Below are 16,839 nucleotides of genomic sequence, written 5' to 3'. Positions count from 1 at the left end.
AACGGAACAAAAACCGCCGTGCCAGCCGGCACGGCGGTTTTTTTGTGCTCAGGGGTTCCTTTTTATTCAGGGCTTTTGGGCAATCAGTGTTGCCCGTAAGGGGCCCGGGTAGCCTTCGACCGTTCTTGACGGGTCGTCCGGATCCAGGAAGTCCTGCAGGGAATTGAACCGCATCCAGTCGGTGCTGCGCTGCTCGTCTGTCGTGGTGGGGGTAACATCAACCACTCTGGCATTGCGGTATCCGGTGCGGTCCAGCCAGCGTAGAAGGGTGTCGCAGGTGGGCAGGAACCAGACATTGCGCATCTGCCCGTAGCGATCCTCGGGCATCAGGCTGAAGCCCTCGGGGCCTTCAACCACCAGAGTTTCCAGTACCAGTTCTCCGCCTCGCCTGAGTGTCCCCTTGAGTTCAAGGAGATGGTCCAGCGGTGACCTGCGATGGTAGAGGACACCCATCGAAAACGTGGTGTCAAAGGTCTCAAGACCTTCTGGAATATCCTCCATCCGGACCGGCAGCAGGTCTGCCGGTACATTACCCAGGTAATCCTTGACGCTCAGGAACTGGAACAGGAACAGCAGGCCGGGATCGATGCCGATGACGCGGCCAGCACCTTCGCCCAGCATCCGCCAGCAGTGATAGCCGGAGCCACAGCCGACATCAAGAATACGGCGGCCGGAAAGGTCTGAAAGGTAGGGGGATACCCTGTCCCACTTCCAGTCGGAGCGCCATTCGGTATCAATCCGGGTACCGAAGAAATCGAAAGGGCCCTTGCGCCAGGGCATCAGTCCGCGCAACCCCTGTTGCAGGTGCTTTTGCTGCTCCGGCGTCAGGGCGTGTGGCGATGTCAGCGTTACCGCGGAGCGGTCCAGGTGCGCCTCCACACCGGCCATCTCAGGCAGACGGGCGAGGGCGGCTTGCCAGCGATCTAGATCGCCATGGGGGTTGTCGTCAAAGCGGCGGGTCAGTTGCTGCCTGAGCGTTTGTGCCCAGGCAGCAAGACCGTCCTCTGAAAGCTGATCAAGAAGCGGCCCGAATCGGGTTTTCCAGTCAAAGTCTGCCATGGTCAGTCGGTGTCGAGTGTATTGGCCTTGATGGCGAGCATGGAAACAAAGTTAAAGCACTGGTACCAGACCAGAACCTGATCGAAGCCTGCCGCCTGGAGTCGCTGCTTGTGGGCTGCGAGTGTTTCTGGAATCAGGACCTGCTCAATGGCCGTGCGTTTCTGGCTGATTTCCAGATCTGAATAACCATTCGCGCGCTTGAATTCGTGGTGCAGGCGGGTCTGTGTCACCTGCTCACTCTCCGATTCAAACCGGATTTTCTCCGACAGGATCAGGACGCCGCCGGGCCGGGTTGCTTTGGCTATCCGGGTGAGCAGGCTGGCCCGCTGGTCCGGATCGACAAACTGCAAGGTGAAATTGAGCGTTGTGACCGAGGCGTTACTGAGTTCCGTGTCCAGAATGTCTTCGCAACGGAGCGTAACGGACAGGTTATTGTCGTCCAGGGCAATGTAATGCTCACAACGCTCGATCATCGCCTCGGAGTTGTCCACGCCCACAAGGGTACAGTCCTGATGTGGAATGCCGTGCCGCATTGCCAGGGTAGAGGCGCCGAGCGAACAACCCAGGTCGTAGCAGTGGGAGCCCGGCTGCGCGTATTGCTCGGTGATCACCTCGATCATCGGAATGATGGTGGTGTAACCGGGCACCGAACGGCGGATCATGTCGGGGAAAACCCGTGCCACCGACGCATCAAACCGGAAATCCTCGGGGCGACGCTCGGTGGCAAACAGCCGGTCCGTCACCTGCTCCGGTGGTCTGGAAGATTGGCGAGACTTATTCATTGCCTTCTTGTGTCTCCGGCTGCCGTGGAACTGCTGGCCCGGTCGGTGAAGGGCGTCTGCACCGGACACCGCGGTTCTTGTAATCCACCAGTATACCCCGGAACGAGGGGTCCACATCCGCCGCAATGGCCAGGTAGCCGTTCTCGCACACAGCATGCAGTTCCGACGCTTTCGGGGACATACGGAAGGTCTCACCTTCGGTGATATGAATGGCTTTGAAATCGCCAACCGGGACGTGGTCCTTGTTCTCTGTGTGGCTGATCTTGCCGGTCATCTCAAGCACCAGGACTGTGCCGATGATGGCGGCCAGCGCGGTCACGATCAGGCTGCGGACAGTGTAACGGGCCTCATTCTGGCTCATGCCTACCTCATTTCAAGCGTGTTTATGTGGGGTTAGTACTGCCCTGGTACCGTAATTGCCGGTGACTGCAGGGCGGAGAGCTGTTCCCGGAGCGAGAGAATCTGGTCGGACCAGAATCTGGGTTGGGCAAACCAGGGGAAAAAACGCGGAAAGGCGGGGTCATCCCAGCGCTTGGCCAGCCACGCGCAATGCGCGATCTGCCGGTAGCAGCGCAATGGCTCGATCAGGTGACGTTCACGGCGGTTAAAATCACGGAACATCTCGTAACCTTCGAGCAGTTCTCCAAGCTGGGCACCACGCTCGAAGTCGTCGCCATTAAGCAGCAGCCACATATCCTGAATGGCCGGCCCGGAGCGGCAATCGTCCAGATCCACGAACAACATCTGTTCTTCCCGGCAGAGAATATTGCCGGCGTGGCAGTCGCCATGCAGGCGCAGGGTCTCAACAGGGCCCGCCTCATCAATGCGGGCGGCGCAGAGCGCCTGGAGATCCGGAATCAGACTGTCCCATGCCGGCCGGAGATCCGCCGGAATCCAGCCGCCTTCCACCAGTAGCTGGTTGGCGGATTCAATGCCGTCGAGTAACGACATGCCTGGCCGATGAGCAAAAGGCTTGCGGGCACCGATGTTGTGGATCTGACCAAGCCACTGGCCCAACCTGTAGAGAGTGTCTGTCACGCTGGTGTCCGGAGCCTGACCCCCGCGCTGGTGGAACACGGCAAACAGGAATTCGCCATGGCGACCGAGGGTGTCTCCGGAGGCGAGCCGCATGGGCGCGACTACCGGAATATCTGCCTGCTCCAGCTCCAGGGTGAAGTCATGCTCCTCCCGTATCTCCGCCTCGCTCCACCGCCCGGGTCGATAGAACTTTGTAATCATCGGCGGGCCTTCGTCCAGACCCACCTGATAAACCCGGTTCTCGTAACTGTTCAGCGCAAAAAGCCGACCAGTTACCGCAAACCCGGTGTCTTCCATTGCATCCAGAATGATATCTGGAGTCAGGGAATCGTAGGGGTGAGTGGACGCTGAAAGAGCGGGTTCATGGGTCATAATGGAACGTCAGAGCCTTGTGTCGTATTTGGATTTCATGGACTGCAGATGGTACCAGTTTTCATCCAGCTCCCAGCGAATACGGGATATGCCGGAAGCTCCAAGTACAACATCCCCTGCGCGGGCCTGCACCTGGGCCAGCTCGCGCTCTGCCCGTTGCCAGTCCCGGTGGCTGTCGCCAAGATTTCGCATACTCGGGAATACGGCACTCAGGGCCTGGTGGGTAGACGTTGTGTGTGACCGCAAGGAACTCATGATGGCAGTATCTCCTTCCACCCTGAGTACCCGGTGCTTGTAGGGGTAGCTGGCAACCATGTCATCCGCTTTCAGCTGCTCATTCAGGCTGATAACCTCAAAACCGCGCCAGCCGAGCCAGCCCACAAACAGGGCCGCCACCACCATCACCAGTAAAAACTGCTTCCTGTCAGACATCATCGCCGGGCTCCTTCCACTCATTTCCGGGCCCAAGTATAACCGGTATGAGTCTCTGAGTAATGTGTTGGCGCCCCGGAAGCCGGTTTCCGCCGGCGTGCGGGGATGGGTTATGCTCCGGTATTCAGCAGATAGGCGGGAGAGGGAAGAAGTGTCTGGAGAGTTCCTCGAAACTGAAACCGTTGTCATTGGAGCCGGTGTCGTCGGCCTGGCCATTGCCCGTGCACTGGCCAAAAATGGGCACGATGTGATCATTCTGGAAAGCGGAGACCGGTTCGGAGAAGGCATTTCGTCCCGAAACAGTGAAGTTATCCATGCCGGGATCTACTACCCGGAGCACTCCCTGAAGGCAGAACTCTGCGTAGAGGGTCGTCAGCTTCTCTATGATTACTGCCGGAGCCACAAGGTCGACCACCGGAATTGTGGCAAATGGATTGTCGCCGCCAACGAGCCCCAGACCAGGAAACTCCAAGATATCAGGGCCGCTGCCGCCCGCAACGGCGTCAAACTGGCCATCCATGACGCTGACGCCATCATCCGCCAGATTCCGGAAATCAATGCCTGCTCCGGCCTCTGGTCACCCGAAACCGGCATCATCGATACCCACGGTCTCATGCTTTCGCTGCTTGGAGAACTGGAAGATGCCGGTGGCCAGCTCGCGCTCCGGTCTCCGGTCGTTACCGCGGAATCCGGCAATGGCCACCACCTGCTCAGAGTAGCAGGTGACAACCATCTGACCCTGCAAGCCACCAACGTCATCAACGCTGCTGGCCTGGGCGCCGTTCCCCTTGCAAAAACCTGGGCAGGTCTACCAGAGAACCATAAGCCCAGGCAATGGTTGGCCCGCGGCGTCTACTTCAGCTACAGCGGCCGACACCCCTTCAACACCCTTGTCTACCCCGTCCCCGAACCCGGCGGCCTGGGCGTCCACCTGACCCTGGATCTGGCCGGCCAGGCCCGCTTCGGCCCCGATGTGGAATGGATCGAACAGGAAGACTACACCGTCAACGCCAATCGCCTCGAAACCTTTGCCAAGGGCATCCGCCAATGGTGGCCCGCCCTCGACCCCTCCCGGCTCCAACCGGCCTACGCCGGCATCCGCCCAAAGCTGACAGGCCCTGATGGTGGCTTTGCTGATTTCCGAATCGATGGCCCCGAAGATCATGGCGTGCCCGGCCTCGTTAACCTGTTTGGAATCGAATCACCAGGACTGACTTCATGTCTGGCAATTGCAGAACGTGTTAAAGCAATGTTGGTCTAACTGAAAGCTTCGGGCGCCGGTCAGGCAGGCCCTCCCGGGATTGTAGAGGGCCAGGGATGGCCCGAAACAAGCGCTCACGGATGAGCTTGTAGCGTATCCCGGGAGGGCCTGGCTGACCGGTGCTTGCACCATAATCCCAGGGCAGCTTCAGCCAGGCGTCCGAGCCAAAGCCCATACCTGAATATCCCGGGCCCCCGCCTCCCGCAACACCGAAGCCAAAACCCGAACCGTCGCCCCCGTCGTTACCACATCATCCACAATGGCCACCCGCTCAGGCACCACCGACATTACCTCAAACACCCCACGAAGATTTGCCAGCCGGGCCTCCCGGTTCAGTTCCCGCTGTGCCCGCACCCGGCGAACACGCTGCACCAGTCCGGCCTCCACCGGAATCCCCAGATCCCGCCCGAGGTGTTCGGCAATATCCTGGGCCTGGTTGAAACCGCGCTGGCGCCGGCGCCGCGAATCCATCGGCGCGGGCACCAGTGCGTCCGGTCGTGTTACCGATGCGCTGTCCAGTTTCTGTTCAAGAGCGCCGGCAAAGTCCGCGAGCAGCGGCCGTGCAAACTTGCGCTGCCCGTTGTATTTATAGCGGCCGATCATGCCATCGACGGGGTATTGGTAGCGCCAGGGAATGCAGGATGTCTTGAACGGCGGCGGAAACTTCAGACAGTCACCGCAAAGCAGCTCCGAGGACGGAAAGGCCAGCGGCAGGGCGCAGCAACGGCAGTGCCAGCGGTTAACCGGTAAATCTTCCCGGCATGGCTGACATAACCCATTGAAAGAATTGGAAGAAAGGCAGGCAACACAAAGTCCGCCCTGTTTGGCGCTGTTAACCTTTAGTTCCATGAAGGTTGACAGCCAGTTCAGTCCCTTTATCATCTGATTCATCCGTAAACCCAGAGACCGGGAAAGGTTAACAGGACTTTTACATGACCGCTACAGAACTCCGCCACGACTGGACACTGCAAGAAGCCCGCGAGCTTTTCGAGCTTCCCTTTAACGACCTTCTGTTCCGTGCCCAGAGCGTGCACCGCGAGCATTTTGACCCCAACGAGGTGCAGGTGAGCACGCTGCTGTCGATCAAGACCGGCGCCTGCCCGGAAGACTGCAAATATTGCCCTCAGAGCGGTCACTACAACACGGGTCTCGAGAAAGAGAAGCTGCTGGAAATCGAGAAGGTGGTCGCCGAAGCTCAAGCGGCGAAGCAGAAAGGCGCCTCCCGGTTCTGCATGGGTGCGGCCTGGCGAAGCCCTTCGAAGAAAGACATGCCCTATGTTCTGGATATGGTAAAGCAGGTGAAGTCCCTTGGGCTGGAAACCTGTATGACCCTGGGCATGCTGAAGGAAGAGCAGGCGGTCGAGCTGGCCGAAGCTGGTCTGGATTACTACAACCACAATCTGGATACCTCTGAGAAGTACTACAGCCACATCATTACTACCCGCACTTACCAGGATCGCCTGGATACGCTGGATAATGTCCGCAAGGCCGGGATGAAAGTCTGCTGCGGCGGCATTATGGGTATGGGCGAGGATGAAGACGATCGAGTCGGCTTACTGGTCCAGCTGGCGAACCTGCCGCACCATCCGGAAAGTGTGCCGGTGAATATGCTGGTGAAGGTGAAGGGCACGCCCATGGAGAACGTGGAGGATCTGGACCCGTTCGAGTTCGTTCGCATTATTGCGGTGGCCCGGATCATGATGCCGGCTTCCCATGTGCGTCTGTCGGCGGGCCGTGAGAATATGAATGAGCAGATGCAGGCGCTTTGCTTCCTGGCCGGTGCCAATTCGATTTTCTACGGTGAGAAGTTGCTGACGACGGCAAATCCGGAAGCCGATGCGGATATGCTGCTGTTCAAGCGCCTGGGCATCCGCCCTGAGCAGCGTGAGCAGTGTGCCTCTGAGGAACAGGAAGAGGAGGCGATTGCCGAGGCTGTGGAGCATGAGGCAACTCGCCACATGTTCTATGACGCTACCCGGGAATCTGCCTGAATCTCTGAGAATTACTGAACCTCGGGGGAGCAGGCTAAATGTGCAACGACTTATCCGGAGCCATGCTCGTGCGGGATTTTGCCCTTGAACTTGAACAGCGTAAACAGGCCGGTCTGTACCGAACACGCCGGCTGATTTCAGGACCCCAGCAGCCGTCCCTGGTTGCCAACGGCAAATCGTTGCTTTCCTTTTGCAGCAACGATTATCTCGGGCTTGCCAACCATCCCGCTAACATTGACGCACTGCATGCCGCGCTTCCGGATACGGGCCTTGGGGGCGCGGCTTCCCATTTGATCTGTGGCCACCACGATGCGCACCACCAGTTGGAACAGCGCCTGGAGGAATTCACCGGGCGCAGTGCGGCGCTGTTATTCTCGACCGGCTACATGGCCAATATGGGTGTGATTTCGGCTCTGGCTGGTCGCGGAGATACGATTTTCTCGGACCGGCTGAATCATGCTTCCATTATCGATGGCTGTATTCTGAGCCGGGCCCGGGTTCGGCGGTATGCCCACGGGGATGTTGCCGCGCTGGAAGCGATGCTGGCGGAAACGACCGGCCACAAGCTGGTGGTGACGGATGGTGTGTTCAGCATGGATGGCGATGTGGCGCCTTTGGCGGAGCTGGCGCGGGTCTGCCAGGCCCATGATGCCTTGCTGGTGGTTGACGATGCACATGGTCTTGGTGTCCTCGGGCCGCAGGGGCGGGGGAGTGTCGCCGAGATGGGTCTGTCTGAGGCGGATGTGCCGGTGCTGATCGGCACCCTTGGCAAGGCGGTGGGTACCAGCGGCGCATTTGTTGCCGGGCCGGCGCTGCTGATGGATTATCTGGTTCAGAAAGCGCGAACCTACATCTATACTACTGCCATGCCGCCCGCACTTGCCCTGGCAACCTGTGCAAGTATTGATCTCATCGAGCGTGATGAGGTGCGTCGGGAACATGTTCTGGGGCTGGTTTCCCGGTTCCGGAAAGAGGCATCTGCGCAGGGTTATGCGCTGATGCACTCCCATACGCCCATTCAGCCGATCATGATTGGCGATAACCACGCTGCTCTGGCCTTGAGCCAGGCGCTGGAAAACAGGGGGTTGCTGGTGTCGGCGATACGCCCTCCCACTGTTCCAGTGGGGGAGGCTCGTTTGCGGGTTACGTTCAGTGCCGCACATACTCAGGAGAATCTCGATTGTCTGTTGAACGCGCTGTCGGAATGTCGTCATCTGGTTCAGAACACGGAAGTGGCGATTTGAGTTCCGCAAGGGTCTGTCCGCGCCTCGTGGTTGTCGGTGGCTGGGGTGTCCGGGCGGAGATGCTGTCCGGGCTTTATGGTTTCTGGCCAGGCGAGGTTGTGGCAGTGTCGCTGGACGATGAACTGTTGGCCCGCAGTGATTCCGTGGCTGAAGTGGCCGAGGAGTTGCTCTCGTTGTATCCCGAGCCTTCAGTCTGGATGGGTTGGTCCCTCGGTGGCCAGGTTGTGATGGAGGCCGCCTCCCGTGAAACCGGTTCGGTGTCCTGTGCAATCACTCTCGGCGGTTTTCCGAAATTTGTTGCCGATGAGAGCTGGCCCCATGGAATGGCGGCCCGTGAGTTCAAGGCTTTTGTCCGGGGTATTCGCCAGGATCCGCAACGGTATTGGCTGCATTTCCTTCTGTTGATGATTAACGGAGCAGCCGACGAGAAGCAGGAGCGCCAGAATCTCAAATCCTGGCTCGAAAAAGGCACCCTGGTGTCTCACGATCATCTCTGTAAGAGCCTCGAATGGCTGGACGCCGGGGATCAGAGAGCGCTTTGGCAATCGCTCTCCACGCCTGCCCTTCACGTGATGGGAGGGCAGGATATTGTTGTCAGATCCTGGGCCGGCGATCTTGAGATTCCGGTCGCCAGTTGCCAGACGGTGGTCAAGGGAATGGCACATTGGCCGGGTGGATGTTCGGCTGCAGATTGCTGGGGGGCAATTCAGTCTTTTCTGGCTTCGAAGACCGCATTGTCACCATGAGCGTCATGAGTTCCATCACTGGCACTCGGGGTGGCCTGAAAGGTGACTCCCGGACGCTCAAGGCTGATATTGCCCGGGGCTTCGGCAACGCGCGGAGCACCTACGAAAATGCCTCACGACTGCAGCGTTTCATGGGCAATACCATGCTTCAGAAGCTTCAGACCCGGAACGCGGTGCGGGCAGATTCAGAGGCTCTGGATCTTGGCTGCGGCACTGGCTGGTTCTCCCGCAAGCTCGCGGCGATGGAGCAGGTGGGGGAGGTGGCAGGGGTCGATCTGTCACGAGGCATGGTGCAGGAAGCCCGGGAAAAAAGTTCTCAAGGTATTGACTGGGTCGTTGGCGATGCCGAGCATCTGCCTTTGCCGGATGCAAGCTACGACCTGATCTTCAGTAATCTGATGATCCAGTGGTGTGAAGACCCCCGGGCGGTGTTCCGGGAATGTCGGAGGATACTGCGCCCCGGCGGACGACTGATGGTCTCCAGCCTCCTCGACGGTACGCTGAGAGAGCTGAACAGCGCCTGGAAGGCGGTTGATCCGGAGCATGAACATGTGAACCGTTTCGAGACTGAAACGGCCCTGCATGCGAAAGTGCACGCTGAACTGCCACAGGCGACCATTGAAACCAGAACCATCCGCCTGCCTTACACGTCGCCCATGATGCTGGCAGGTGAGCTCAGGCATCTTGGCGCAGGTTTCCGGGGTGCAGGGCGCCGCAAGGCTATCACCGCGCCGGGCAGGATGCGAAACATGTGCAGGCATTACCCGAAAGAGCCGGACGGCACGATTATGGCCAGCTATGAGGCCGCCTGGATTTACTGGCAGAAGCGTTGACGGGACTGAACCATGGCGAAAAAATCCTATTTTGTAACAGGTACCGACACCGGTGTGGGCAAAACCATGGTATCTGCCGCGATTCTGCACGCCGCACGAGCCATGAGGAAGCGGACACTGGCGATGAAGCCCATTGCTTCCGGCTGTGAGCGGACATCCGAAGGGCTGCGCAACGAAGATGCGTTGATTCTGCAGAATGCCATCTCGGAACCACTGGCGTATGAGTTGGTCAATCCGGTTGCGCTGGAGCCGGCCATTGCGCCCCATGTGGCCGCTGAACAGGCAGGCCGGCACATTACCGTTGATCGCCTGGTAGGGTTCTGCCGCGGTCTGCAGGTGCGCCCTGCGGACCTGCTGCTGGTGGAGGGTGCTGGAGGGTGGAGGGTCCCGCTTAATGATCGGGAAACCTACGCGGAATTCCCTCGCCAGCTGGACATGCCGGTGATTCTCGTGGTCTCGCTCAGGTTGGGGTGCATCAACCACGCCTTGCTCACGGCAGAAGCCATACGGAATGACGGGCTGATGCTGGCTGGCTGGGTTGCCAACCGGACTGAGCCCGAGCCCGAGCCCATGAGTTGTGAGCAGGACACCCTGAATTACCTGGTCAATCACATGGCATCGCCGTGCCTGGGAATACTGCCGTGGCTTGAGCATTCGCGCCCTGAGATGCTGGCAAATTACCTCAATATTGATTCTCTGTTTGAAAAATGACCAATAATATGGCTTAATTGTGTCAAATAATGGTCATCGGGCAGAGCGGTTATGATCAGCAACACACTCTCAAACTCATTCTCAGTTGGCATCCAGGGCATTCAGGACGGCATGGCCGGCATGGAAAATGCTGCCCGCAAGATTGCTCGTGGCGGGGTAGATGGTCCTCAGGGAACTGCCGAGGGTGCTGGCAATCTGATCGAGCCCATGGTCGACCTCAAGATCTACGAGCGTAGTGTGGAAGCCTCGGCGCAGGTGGTGAAAACCGCCGATGAAACGCTCGGAACGCTTCTGGATATTATGGCCTGACCGGGGGCCGTGAACGTGCTTTCCTCCCTTCCTCCGGTATTTCCGACTGCCTCGCAAAGTCCTTTTGGGCCGCCTTCTACTGTTCAGGGTTCTGCCCGCGTTCAACAAACCAGCGCTACAGCTCAGCAGGAAACGCCCGCCGTCGGCGATAAGGCGACCGAAGCCGTGGCACCGGCTGATTCTGCAAGGAATAAACGGGAGTCTGATCGCACTGAAAAGGCCGCCGATAACTCGCAGGGACTGAATGTCGACGAACTCAAGCAACTGACCGAGCTTAAAGCCCGGGATCGTGAAGTCCGGGCCCATGAGGCAGCGCATCAGGCTGTGGGTGGCCAGTACGCCGGTGCGATGTCGTTTACCTACCAGCGAGGGCCGGACGGTGCCCAATACGCGGTTGGCGGCGAAGTCTCCATTGATCTCTCACCGGTGCAGGGCAACCCTCAGGCTACTATCCAGAAAATGCAAACTGTCCGGGCCGCTGCCATGGCGCCGGCGGAGCCTTCTGGCCAGGACCGGGCGGTCGCTGCTCAGGCGATGCAGATAATGCTCCAGGCCCAGTCAGAGCTGGCGACCGATAGCGGGCCGTCAAAGAAGGCCGACGACACTTATCGTGAGGTCTCTGCCATGGCTGAAAAAGACGGTCAGAATGATCATGCCGGATCCTCATCATTCGAGCCCGTTTCTGCCTGAACCTGTCTCTGTTCAACTCCCTTTCCCCACTTGATTTTTTCGCTTTTCGATGACCAGGCGAATGCTCTGGGCACTGTTGTGGCGCGAGATCCTGTGACATACGGCAACACAATTTTTGCACCCGGCTATTGACAATTCCGTGCCTCTAAACGTATGTTTCAAACAAGTGTTTAATTAAGGCTGCGGCGCATCGCGCTGCAGTGTCTGAGCAAACCCAAGGCCAAAAGCTGTCAACCTGTTTCAGCTGAGACCGAAAACCGAGGTGGATTCCATGCCTGAGTACAAAGCGCCCCTGCGTGACATCAAATTCGTAATGAACGAGCTGCTGAACAGCGAGCAGCACTACGCCAACCTGGAAGGTGCTGAAGACGCAACTCCGGACATGGTGGATGCCATTATTGCGGAAGGTGCGAAATTCTGTGAGCAGGTTCTGTCTCCGCTGAACCAGGTGGGTGACAGGGAAGGTTGCACCTGGAGCGAAGCCAGTGTGAAAACACCGACTGGCTTCAAGGAAGCCTACCAGCAGTATGTGGAAGGTGGCTGGCCGTCCATGACGGCTGATCCCAACTACGGTGGCCAGGGTCTGCCGCACTCTCTCGGTCTTGTCATGAGCGAAATGGTGGGTACCGCCAACTGGTCATTCGGCATGTATCCAGGCCTGAGCCACGGAGCGACCAACACCATCGAGGAGCACGGCACCGAAGAACAGAAGCAGACCTACCTCACCAAGCTGATCAGCGGTGAGTGGACCGGCACCATGTGTCTGACCGAGTCGCACTGTGGTTCCGACCTGGGTACCCTGCGTACCAAGGCAGAGCCGAATGCCGACGGCACCTACGCCATCACCGGTACCAAGATCTTTATCTCTGCCGGCGAGCACGACATGGCGGAGAACATTGTTCACATCGTTCTGGCACGCCTGCCGGGCGCTCCGGAAGGCACCAAGGGTATTTCCCTGTTCATCGTGCCCAAGAACCTGCCAAACGAAGACGGCTCCTCCGGCGAGCGCAATGCGGTGTCCTGTGGCTCCATTGAGCACAAGATGGGTATCCATGGCAACGCCACTTGCGTCATGAACTTTGACGGTGCCAAGGGCTGGCTGATCGGGCCGGAGAACAAGGGCCTGAACTGCATGTTCACTTTCATGAACACGGCTCGTATCGGTACCGCGATTCAGGGCCTGGGTGCTGCCGAGTTGGGTTTCCAGGGATCCCTGGCTTATGCCAAGGATCGTCTGGCCATGCGTTCTCTGAGCGGCCCGAAGAACCCCGAAGGTATTGCGGATCCGATCATCGTTCACCCGGACGTACGTCGTATGCTGCTGACTCAGAAAGCAGTGGCTGAGGGTGCCCGAGCCCTGATTTATCTTACTGCGCAGCAGGCTGATATTGTTCACAGTGGCAAGACCGAAGAAGAGCGTAAGGCTGCTGACGAGGCGCTGGGCTTCCTGACCCCGATCGCCAAGGCATTCCTGACAGAAATCGGCTATGAAGCAGCCAACCTGGGCATGCAGGTGTTCGGTGGCCACGGCTTTATTTCCGAGTGGGGTATGGAGCAGAACGTACGTGATGCCCGTATCGGCATGATCTACGAAGGAACCACCGGTATACAGGCGCTGGATCTGCTGGGTCGCAAGGTGCTTATGACCCAGGGTGAGTCCCTGAAGGGCTTCACCAAGCAGGTTCACGTGTTCTGCAAGGAAAATGCCGATAACGAACAGCTCAAGGAATTCCTGGAGCCGCTGGCGGCTCTGAACAAGGAATGGGGCGAACTGACCATGAAGATCGGCATGACCGCCATGAAGAACCGTGAAGAAGTGGGCGCCGCGTCCGTGGACTACCTGATGTACTCTGGTTACGCAGTGTTCGCTTACCTGTGGGCCCGCATGGCCAAGGTTGCCCTGGACAAGATGGTTGAGGGTACTTCCGAGGAGATGTTCTACAACGCCAAGGTGCAGACTGCCCGCTTCTACTTCAAGCGTATGCTGCCCCGCGCCAGAGCTCATGCCGAAAGCATGCTGGCCGGCGCTGATAGCCTGATGGATATGCCTGAGGAAGCCTTCGCTATTTAAGCGCGGGCACCGAAGGATAGTTTTTCAGGATGCAAAAGCCCGCCCTCCCCGGAGGCGGGCTTTTTTCATGAGTTAGGGTCCGCTTTTGGGGTAGAATAAGCGCCCATAAAAACAATCTTCAGCGGACACATAGCCCAAGCAGGTGTGACCGGCCGGAACCAAGGCCTCTTTGCCACCTGAACAGACTGACAGAAATTTTGGAGAGTTTTAGATGGCTGATTACCAGGCACCCCTACGTGACATGCGCTTTGTTCTGAACGAAGTTTTTGACGCGCCCTCCCTGTGGGCGTCATTGCCGAAAGTTGCCGAAAATGTTGACCCGGATACGGCTGATGCCATCCTGGAGGAGGCCGGCAAGATCACCAGTGGCGTTCTCGCCCCCCTGAACCGCGAAGGTGATGAGCAGGGCAGTCAGTGGAGCAACGGAGAAGTGACTGCCCCGGAGGGCTTCAAGGAAGCCTACCAGACCATCGTGGAAGGTGGCTGGAACGGTCTGGGTGGTAACCCGGAATTCGGCGGTATGGGTATGCCCAAGACACTGGTGGCCCAGTTCGAAGAGATGATGCAGGGTGCCAACATGGCCTTTGGCCTGGCACCCATGCTGACAGCCGGTGCCAGCCTTGCCCTGGATGCCCACGGCAGCCAGGAACTGAAGGAAAAATACCTGCCCAACATGTACTCCGGCGTCTGGTCCGGTGCCATGGACCTGACCGAGCCCCATGCCGGTACGGACCTGGGCATTATCCGTAGCAAGGCCGAGCCTAACGACGACGGCTCATTCAACGTTACAGGTACCAAGATCTTCATTACCTGGGGCGAGCACGACATGGCGGAGAACATCATCCACCTGGTGCTGGCCAAGCTTCCGGATGCTCCAAAGGGCCCGAAGGGGATTTCCCTGTTCCTGGTGCCCAAGTTCATGGTGAACGACGATGGTTCTCTGGGTGAGCGCAACAGCTTCAGCTGTGGCTCCATCGAGAAGAAGATGGGCATCAAGGGCTCCGCCACCTGCGTGATGAACTTCGATGGCGCCAAAGGCTGGTTGGTCGGAGAGGAGAACAAAGGCCTGGCCGCCATGTTCACCATGATGAATTACGAGCGCCTGGGCGTTGGCATCCAGGGCATCGGTGCCGCTGAAGCCTCACTGCAAAGCGCCCGGGAATATGCCCTTGACCGCATCCAGAGCCGCGCGCCCACCGGTGCCCAGCAGCCTGAGAAAGCGGCTGACCCGATTCTTGTGCACCCGGATGTACGCCGAATGCTGCTGACCATGAAAGGCTATGTTGAGGGCGGCCGCGCTTTCTCAACCTACGTGGCGCAGTGGCTGGACATCTCCAAGTACGCTGAAGATGATGAGCGCCGCAAACATGCCGAAGGCATGGTGGCACTGTTGACCCCAGTGGCGAAAGCGTTCCTGACCGATCGTGGCCTGGATGCCTGCATCATGGGCCAGCAGGTATTCGGCGGCCATGGTTTTATTCGCGAGTGGGGCCAGGAGCAGCTGGTTCGTGACTGCCGGATTACCCAGATCTACGAGGGCACCAATGGCATCCAGGCCCTGGACCTGATGGGCCGGAAAGTGGTTGGCAGCCAGGGCAAGCTTTACGAGCTGTTTGCCCAGGATGTGGCGACTTTTCTGGAGGAAAACAGCAGTGACGAACACCTGCGCCCGTTTTTGGAGCCTCTCGCTGCCGCGGTAGAGCGCCTGGATGATGTGACAGAGCATGTGATCAAACAGGCGGGCGACAACCCCAACGCCGTTGGAGCTGCCTCGGTGGATTACCTCGACCTGTTCGGCCTGACAGCCCTTGGCTACATGTGGGCCAAGATGGCGAAGGCCGCTGCACCCAAGGCTGAGAGCGATACCTCAGGCTTCTACAGCGGGAAACTGAAATCCGCGCGGTTCTATTTTGACCGCTTGCTGCCAAAAACCGTTTCTCTGGCCGAAGGCATCCGTAGCGGCAGCGAATCGATGATGGCTCTGACAGCCGAGGAATTCTGATTCCAGAGTTAAAGTAGATATAAGAAAGGAGCATATAAAAAGGGGTCAGATGAAAGTTTCATCTGACCCCTTTTTCATCTGATAGAGGTTGGCATCAGCTCCGGACTGGAAGTTAAGAGTCAGAGTCTTTCCATTCGCTCGGGATCCGTGACGAAAGGGTTTTCGTTCCCCTGGATTTCGGCAATGTGTCGATGGCGCGTCAGCTCACCATCGTCAGGTGGGTCCAGCTGATTCCAGCCTTTGAACACGGCAGCAGAGCCCAGCCAGGGTAGTTTGTAGGTGTCGACCATGTAGGCCACCGTCCGGGCAACATCGCCTTTTACCCTTGCAGGGGGCTCAAAGAACTGGGCACTCTGGCGAATGCCGCACTCGTCTGCTTTGACGGCAGAACCCAGGTCTTCGTATCGGGCATTGCGCCGACCCATTTCGGTCCGGCTTCGCACTGGCACCATATTGTGCATGTCTGAGGCTATCTGCCGGTAATGGTTGTCTTGTTCACATTGGCGCGACGTCCCACAGTCGAGCGCGCTGCGCACATCTGCCAGCGGGTATACATACCCGTCGGAGAGCATGAAGCCCTTGCTGGTAAATGGGGTGTCACAGAAGAAAGAATTCCCGCCGTTGGCGTAAAGATTGCCCCAGAAATGATCCGAAATAACCGTTTCCGGATCACTGAAACGGATGTTCTGGCCAATCACGAGGGTTGTGGTGAGCAGGAGGATGAATGCTGTGGGTACCGGTAAGAATCGTTTCATACGCCATTTATACCTCGCAGTGTGGTCAAGCGCCCTGGCAATTCAGGCCCTCCTGGTCAGAGATTGATCAGGCGGGTCAAAACTATGACGCTTTGTTCACTGATACTGTGAAGTATGGCACAGAGACTCAGACCCACGGAGCCTCTGTGGTAGATATTTGTGGCGTAATGTTAACGGGTTAACACTTCTACTTCATTTTTTTGCGGATGTTTTCATATCCGGTTTTCAGATCTTCGCCCAGTTTCTGGGTCGTCTGACGGGCTTCCTGAGAGGCGTTTTCTGCATCGTGCATCATCTGGTCGATCTTGGTCCGGAAGCGGTCCCAGTCCTGCTCAAGATCATCCCATTCGTCCTTTACGTCTTCGCGGGCCAGGTGAAGCTGCACACGGGCCTCATCCCGATACTGTTTTACCTTTTCCGACAGTTTTTTGAACTCGTCTTGAAGACTCATCTAAAACACCTCCTTGGATTGATGGTGTGCTTACAATGCGCCCGATTGTAAAAAACTGTCAAGGGGTTGCCGGGCCACAAAATGACAAGGAG

At 58.2% G+C, this 16,839-nt stretch carries 18 protein-coding genes; 10 read left to right on the top strand and 8 right to left on the bottom strand.

The annotated features are described in order from the left end of the window. Window positions 1-66: 66 nt before the first annotated feature. From cmoB to CLH62_RS04630, 5 genes are read right to left on the bottom strand one after another with little or no spacing between them, the layout of a single operon-like run. Window positions 67-1,059, bottom strand: a complete 993-nt coding sequence (gene cmoB / locus CLH62_RS04650) for a tRNA 5-methoxyuridine(34)/uridine 5-oxyacetic acid(34) synthase CmoB (RefSeq protein WP_099616953.1) — start codon at window positions 1,057-1,059, stop codon at window positions 67-69. A 2-nt stretch (window positions 1,060-1,061) separates the two neighbouring features. Continuing rightward, entirely contained in the window at window positions 1,062-1,841 is a 780-nt protein-coding gene (gene cmoA / locus CLH62_RS04645; protein ID WP_099616952.1) for a carboxy-S-adenosyl-L-methionine synthase CmoA, read from the bottom strand. Next, complete coding sequence (locus CLH62_RS04640; RefSeq protein ID WP_099616951.1) at window positions 1,834-2,202, bottom strand: PA3694 family proteiin; 369 nt, start codon at window positions 2,200-2,202, stop codon at window positions 1,834-1,836. The genes cmoA and CLH62_RS04640 overlap by 8 nt, the downstream gene beginning before the upstream one ends. A 32-nt stretch (window positions 2,203-2,234) precedes the next feature. After that, window positions 2,235-3,251 (bottom strand): serine/threonine protein kinase, encoded by a 1,017-nt coding sequence (locus tag CLH62_RS04635; protein WP_099616950.1) that lies wholly within the window; start codon window positions 3,249-3,251, stop codon window positions 2,235-2,237. Window positions 3,252-3,260: 9 nt separating this feature from the next. Next, window positions 3,261-3,683 carry a hypothetical protein gene (locus tag CLH62_RS04630; RefSeq protein ID WP_170005753.1) on the bottom strand — a complete coding sequence of 141 codons (423 nt, stop codon included), beginning with the start codon at window positions 3,681-3,683 and terminating at the stop codon, window positions 3,261-3,263. Window positions 3,684-3,795: 112 nt separating this feature from the next. On the opposite strand from CLH62_RS04630, the gene CLH62_RS04625 reads away from it, so the two are divergent. After that, window positions 3,796-4,944, top strand: coding sequence for an NAD(P)/FAD-dependent oxidoreductase (locus tag CLH62_RS04625; RefSeq protein WP_099616948.1), 1,149 nt, complete (start codon window positions 3,796-3,798; stop codon window positions 4,942-4,944). Between the two features lie 147 nt (window positions 4,945-5,091). On the opposite strand, the gene CLH62_RS04620 is transcribed toward CLH62_RS04625, so the two are convergent. After that, window positions 5,092-5,835 (bottom strand): ComF family protein, encoded by a 744-nt coding sequence (locus tag CLH62_RS04620; protein WP_228152768.1) that lies wholly within the window; start codon window positions 5,833-5,835, stop codon window positions 5,092-5,094. A 41-nt stretch (window positions 5,836-5,876) separates the two neighbouring features. Between CLH62_RS04620 and bioB the strand changes: the two genes are divergently transcribed. The 9 genes from bioB to CLH62_RS04575 all read left to right on the top strand — a co-directional run bounded on the left by bioB (window position 5,877) and on the right by CLH62_RS04575 (window position 15,541). Beyond that, window positions 5,877-6,935: a biotin synthase BioB gene (gene bioB / locus CLH62_RS04615; RefSeq protein WP_099616946.1), complete on the top strand. Its 1,059-nt coding sequence runs from the start codon at window positions 5,877-5,879 to the stop codon at window positions 6,933-6,935. Between the two features lie 68 nt (window positions 6,936-7,003). Continuing rightward, window positions 7,004-8,179 carry an 8-amino-7-oxononanoate synthase gene (bioF, locus tag CLH62_RS04610; RefSeq protein ID WP_099617623.1) on the top strand — a complete coding sequence of 392 codons (1,176 nt, stop codon included), beginning with the start codon at window positions 7,004-7,006 and terminating at the stop codon, window positions 8,177-8,179. Then, on the top strand, window positions 8,176-8,925 hold the full coding sequence (locus CLH62_RS04605; protein WP_099616945.1) for an alpha/beta fold hydrolase: 750 nt from the start codon (window positions 8,176-8,178) through the stop codon (window positions 8,923-8,925). The genes bioF and CLH62_RS04605 overlap by 4 nt, the downstream gene beginning before the upstream one ends. A 5-nt stretch (window positions 8,926-8,930) precedes the next feature. Beyond that, window positions 8,931-9,758 (top strand): malonyl-ACP O-methyltransferase BioC, encoded by an 828-nt coding sequence (gene bioC, locus CLH62_RS04600; protein ID WP_099616944.1) that lies wholly within the window; start codon window positions 8,931-8,933, stop codon window positions 9,756-9,758. A gap of 12 nt (window positions 9,759-9,770) precedes the next feature. Continuing rightward, complete coding sequence (gene bioD, locus CLH62_RS04595; protein ID WP_099616943.1) at window positions 9,771-10,469, top strand: dethiobiotin synthase; 699 nt, start codon at window positions 9,771-9,773, stop codon at window positions 10,467-10,469. 51 nt (window positions 10,470-10,520) lie between these two features. Next, window positions 10,521-10,778, top strand: a complete 258-nt coding sequence (locus tag CLH62_RS04590) for a flagellar basal body rod C-terminal domain-containing protein (RefSeq protein ID WP_099616942.1) — start codon at window positions 10,521-10,523, stop codon at window positions 10,776-10,778. Window positions 10,779-10,787: 9 nt separating this feature from the next. Next, window positions 10,788-11,468 carry a putative metalloprotease CJM1_0395 family protein gene (locus tag CLH62_RS04585; RefSeq protein WP_099616941.1) on the top strand — a complete coding sequence of 227 codons (681 nt, stop codon included), beginning with the start codon at window positions 10,788-10,790 and terminating at the stop codon, window positions 11,466-11,468. A gap of 271 nt (window positions 11,469-11,739) precedes the next feature. Beyond that, window positions 11,740-13,539: an acyl-CoA dehydrogenase C-terminal domain-containing protein gene (locus tag CLH62_RS04580; protein ID WP_099616940.1), complete on the top strand. Its 1,800-nt coding sequence runs from the start codon at window positions 11,740-11,742 to the stop codon at window positions 13,537-13,539. 211 nt (window positions 13,540-13,750) lie between these two features. Then, window positions 13,751-15,541 carry an acyl-CoA dehydrogenase C-terminal domain-containing protein gene (locus CLH62_RS04575; protein WP_099616939.1) on the top strand — a complete coding sequence of 597 codons (1,791 nt, stop codon included), beginning with the start codon at window positions 13,751-13,753 and terminating at the stop codon, window positions 15,539-15,541. 119 nt (window positions 15,542-15,660) lie between these two features. Here the strand turns inward: CLH62_RS04575 and CLH62_RS04570 are convergent, their stop codons facing one another. Beyond that, entirely contained in the window at window positions 15,661-16,296 is a 636-nt protein-coding gene (locus CLH62_RS04570) for an endonuclease (RefSeq protein ID WP_099616938.1), read from the bottom strand. A 187-nt stretch (window positions 16,297-16,483) separates the two neighbouring features. Continuing rightward, the gene (locus CLH62_RS04565) at window positions 16,484-16,747 is read right to left on the bottom strand and encodes a hypothetical protein (protein ID WP_099616937.1); all 264 of its coding nucleotides are present in this window, start codon (window positions 16,745-16,747) and stop codon (window positions 16,484-16,486) included. Between the last annotated feature and the right edge of the window lie 92 nt (window positions 16,748-16,839).

The sequence above is a fragment of the Marinobacter guineae genome (assembly GCF_002744735.1).
GTDB lineage: Bacteria > Pseudomonadota > Gammaproteobacteria > Pseudomonadales > Oleiphilaceae > Marinobacter > Marinobacter guineae.
The sequence above is the reverse complement of the archived record's forward strand: the minus strand, read 5'-3'. Positions and strand labels throughout refer to the sequence as shown.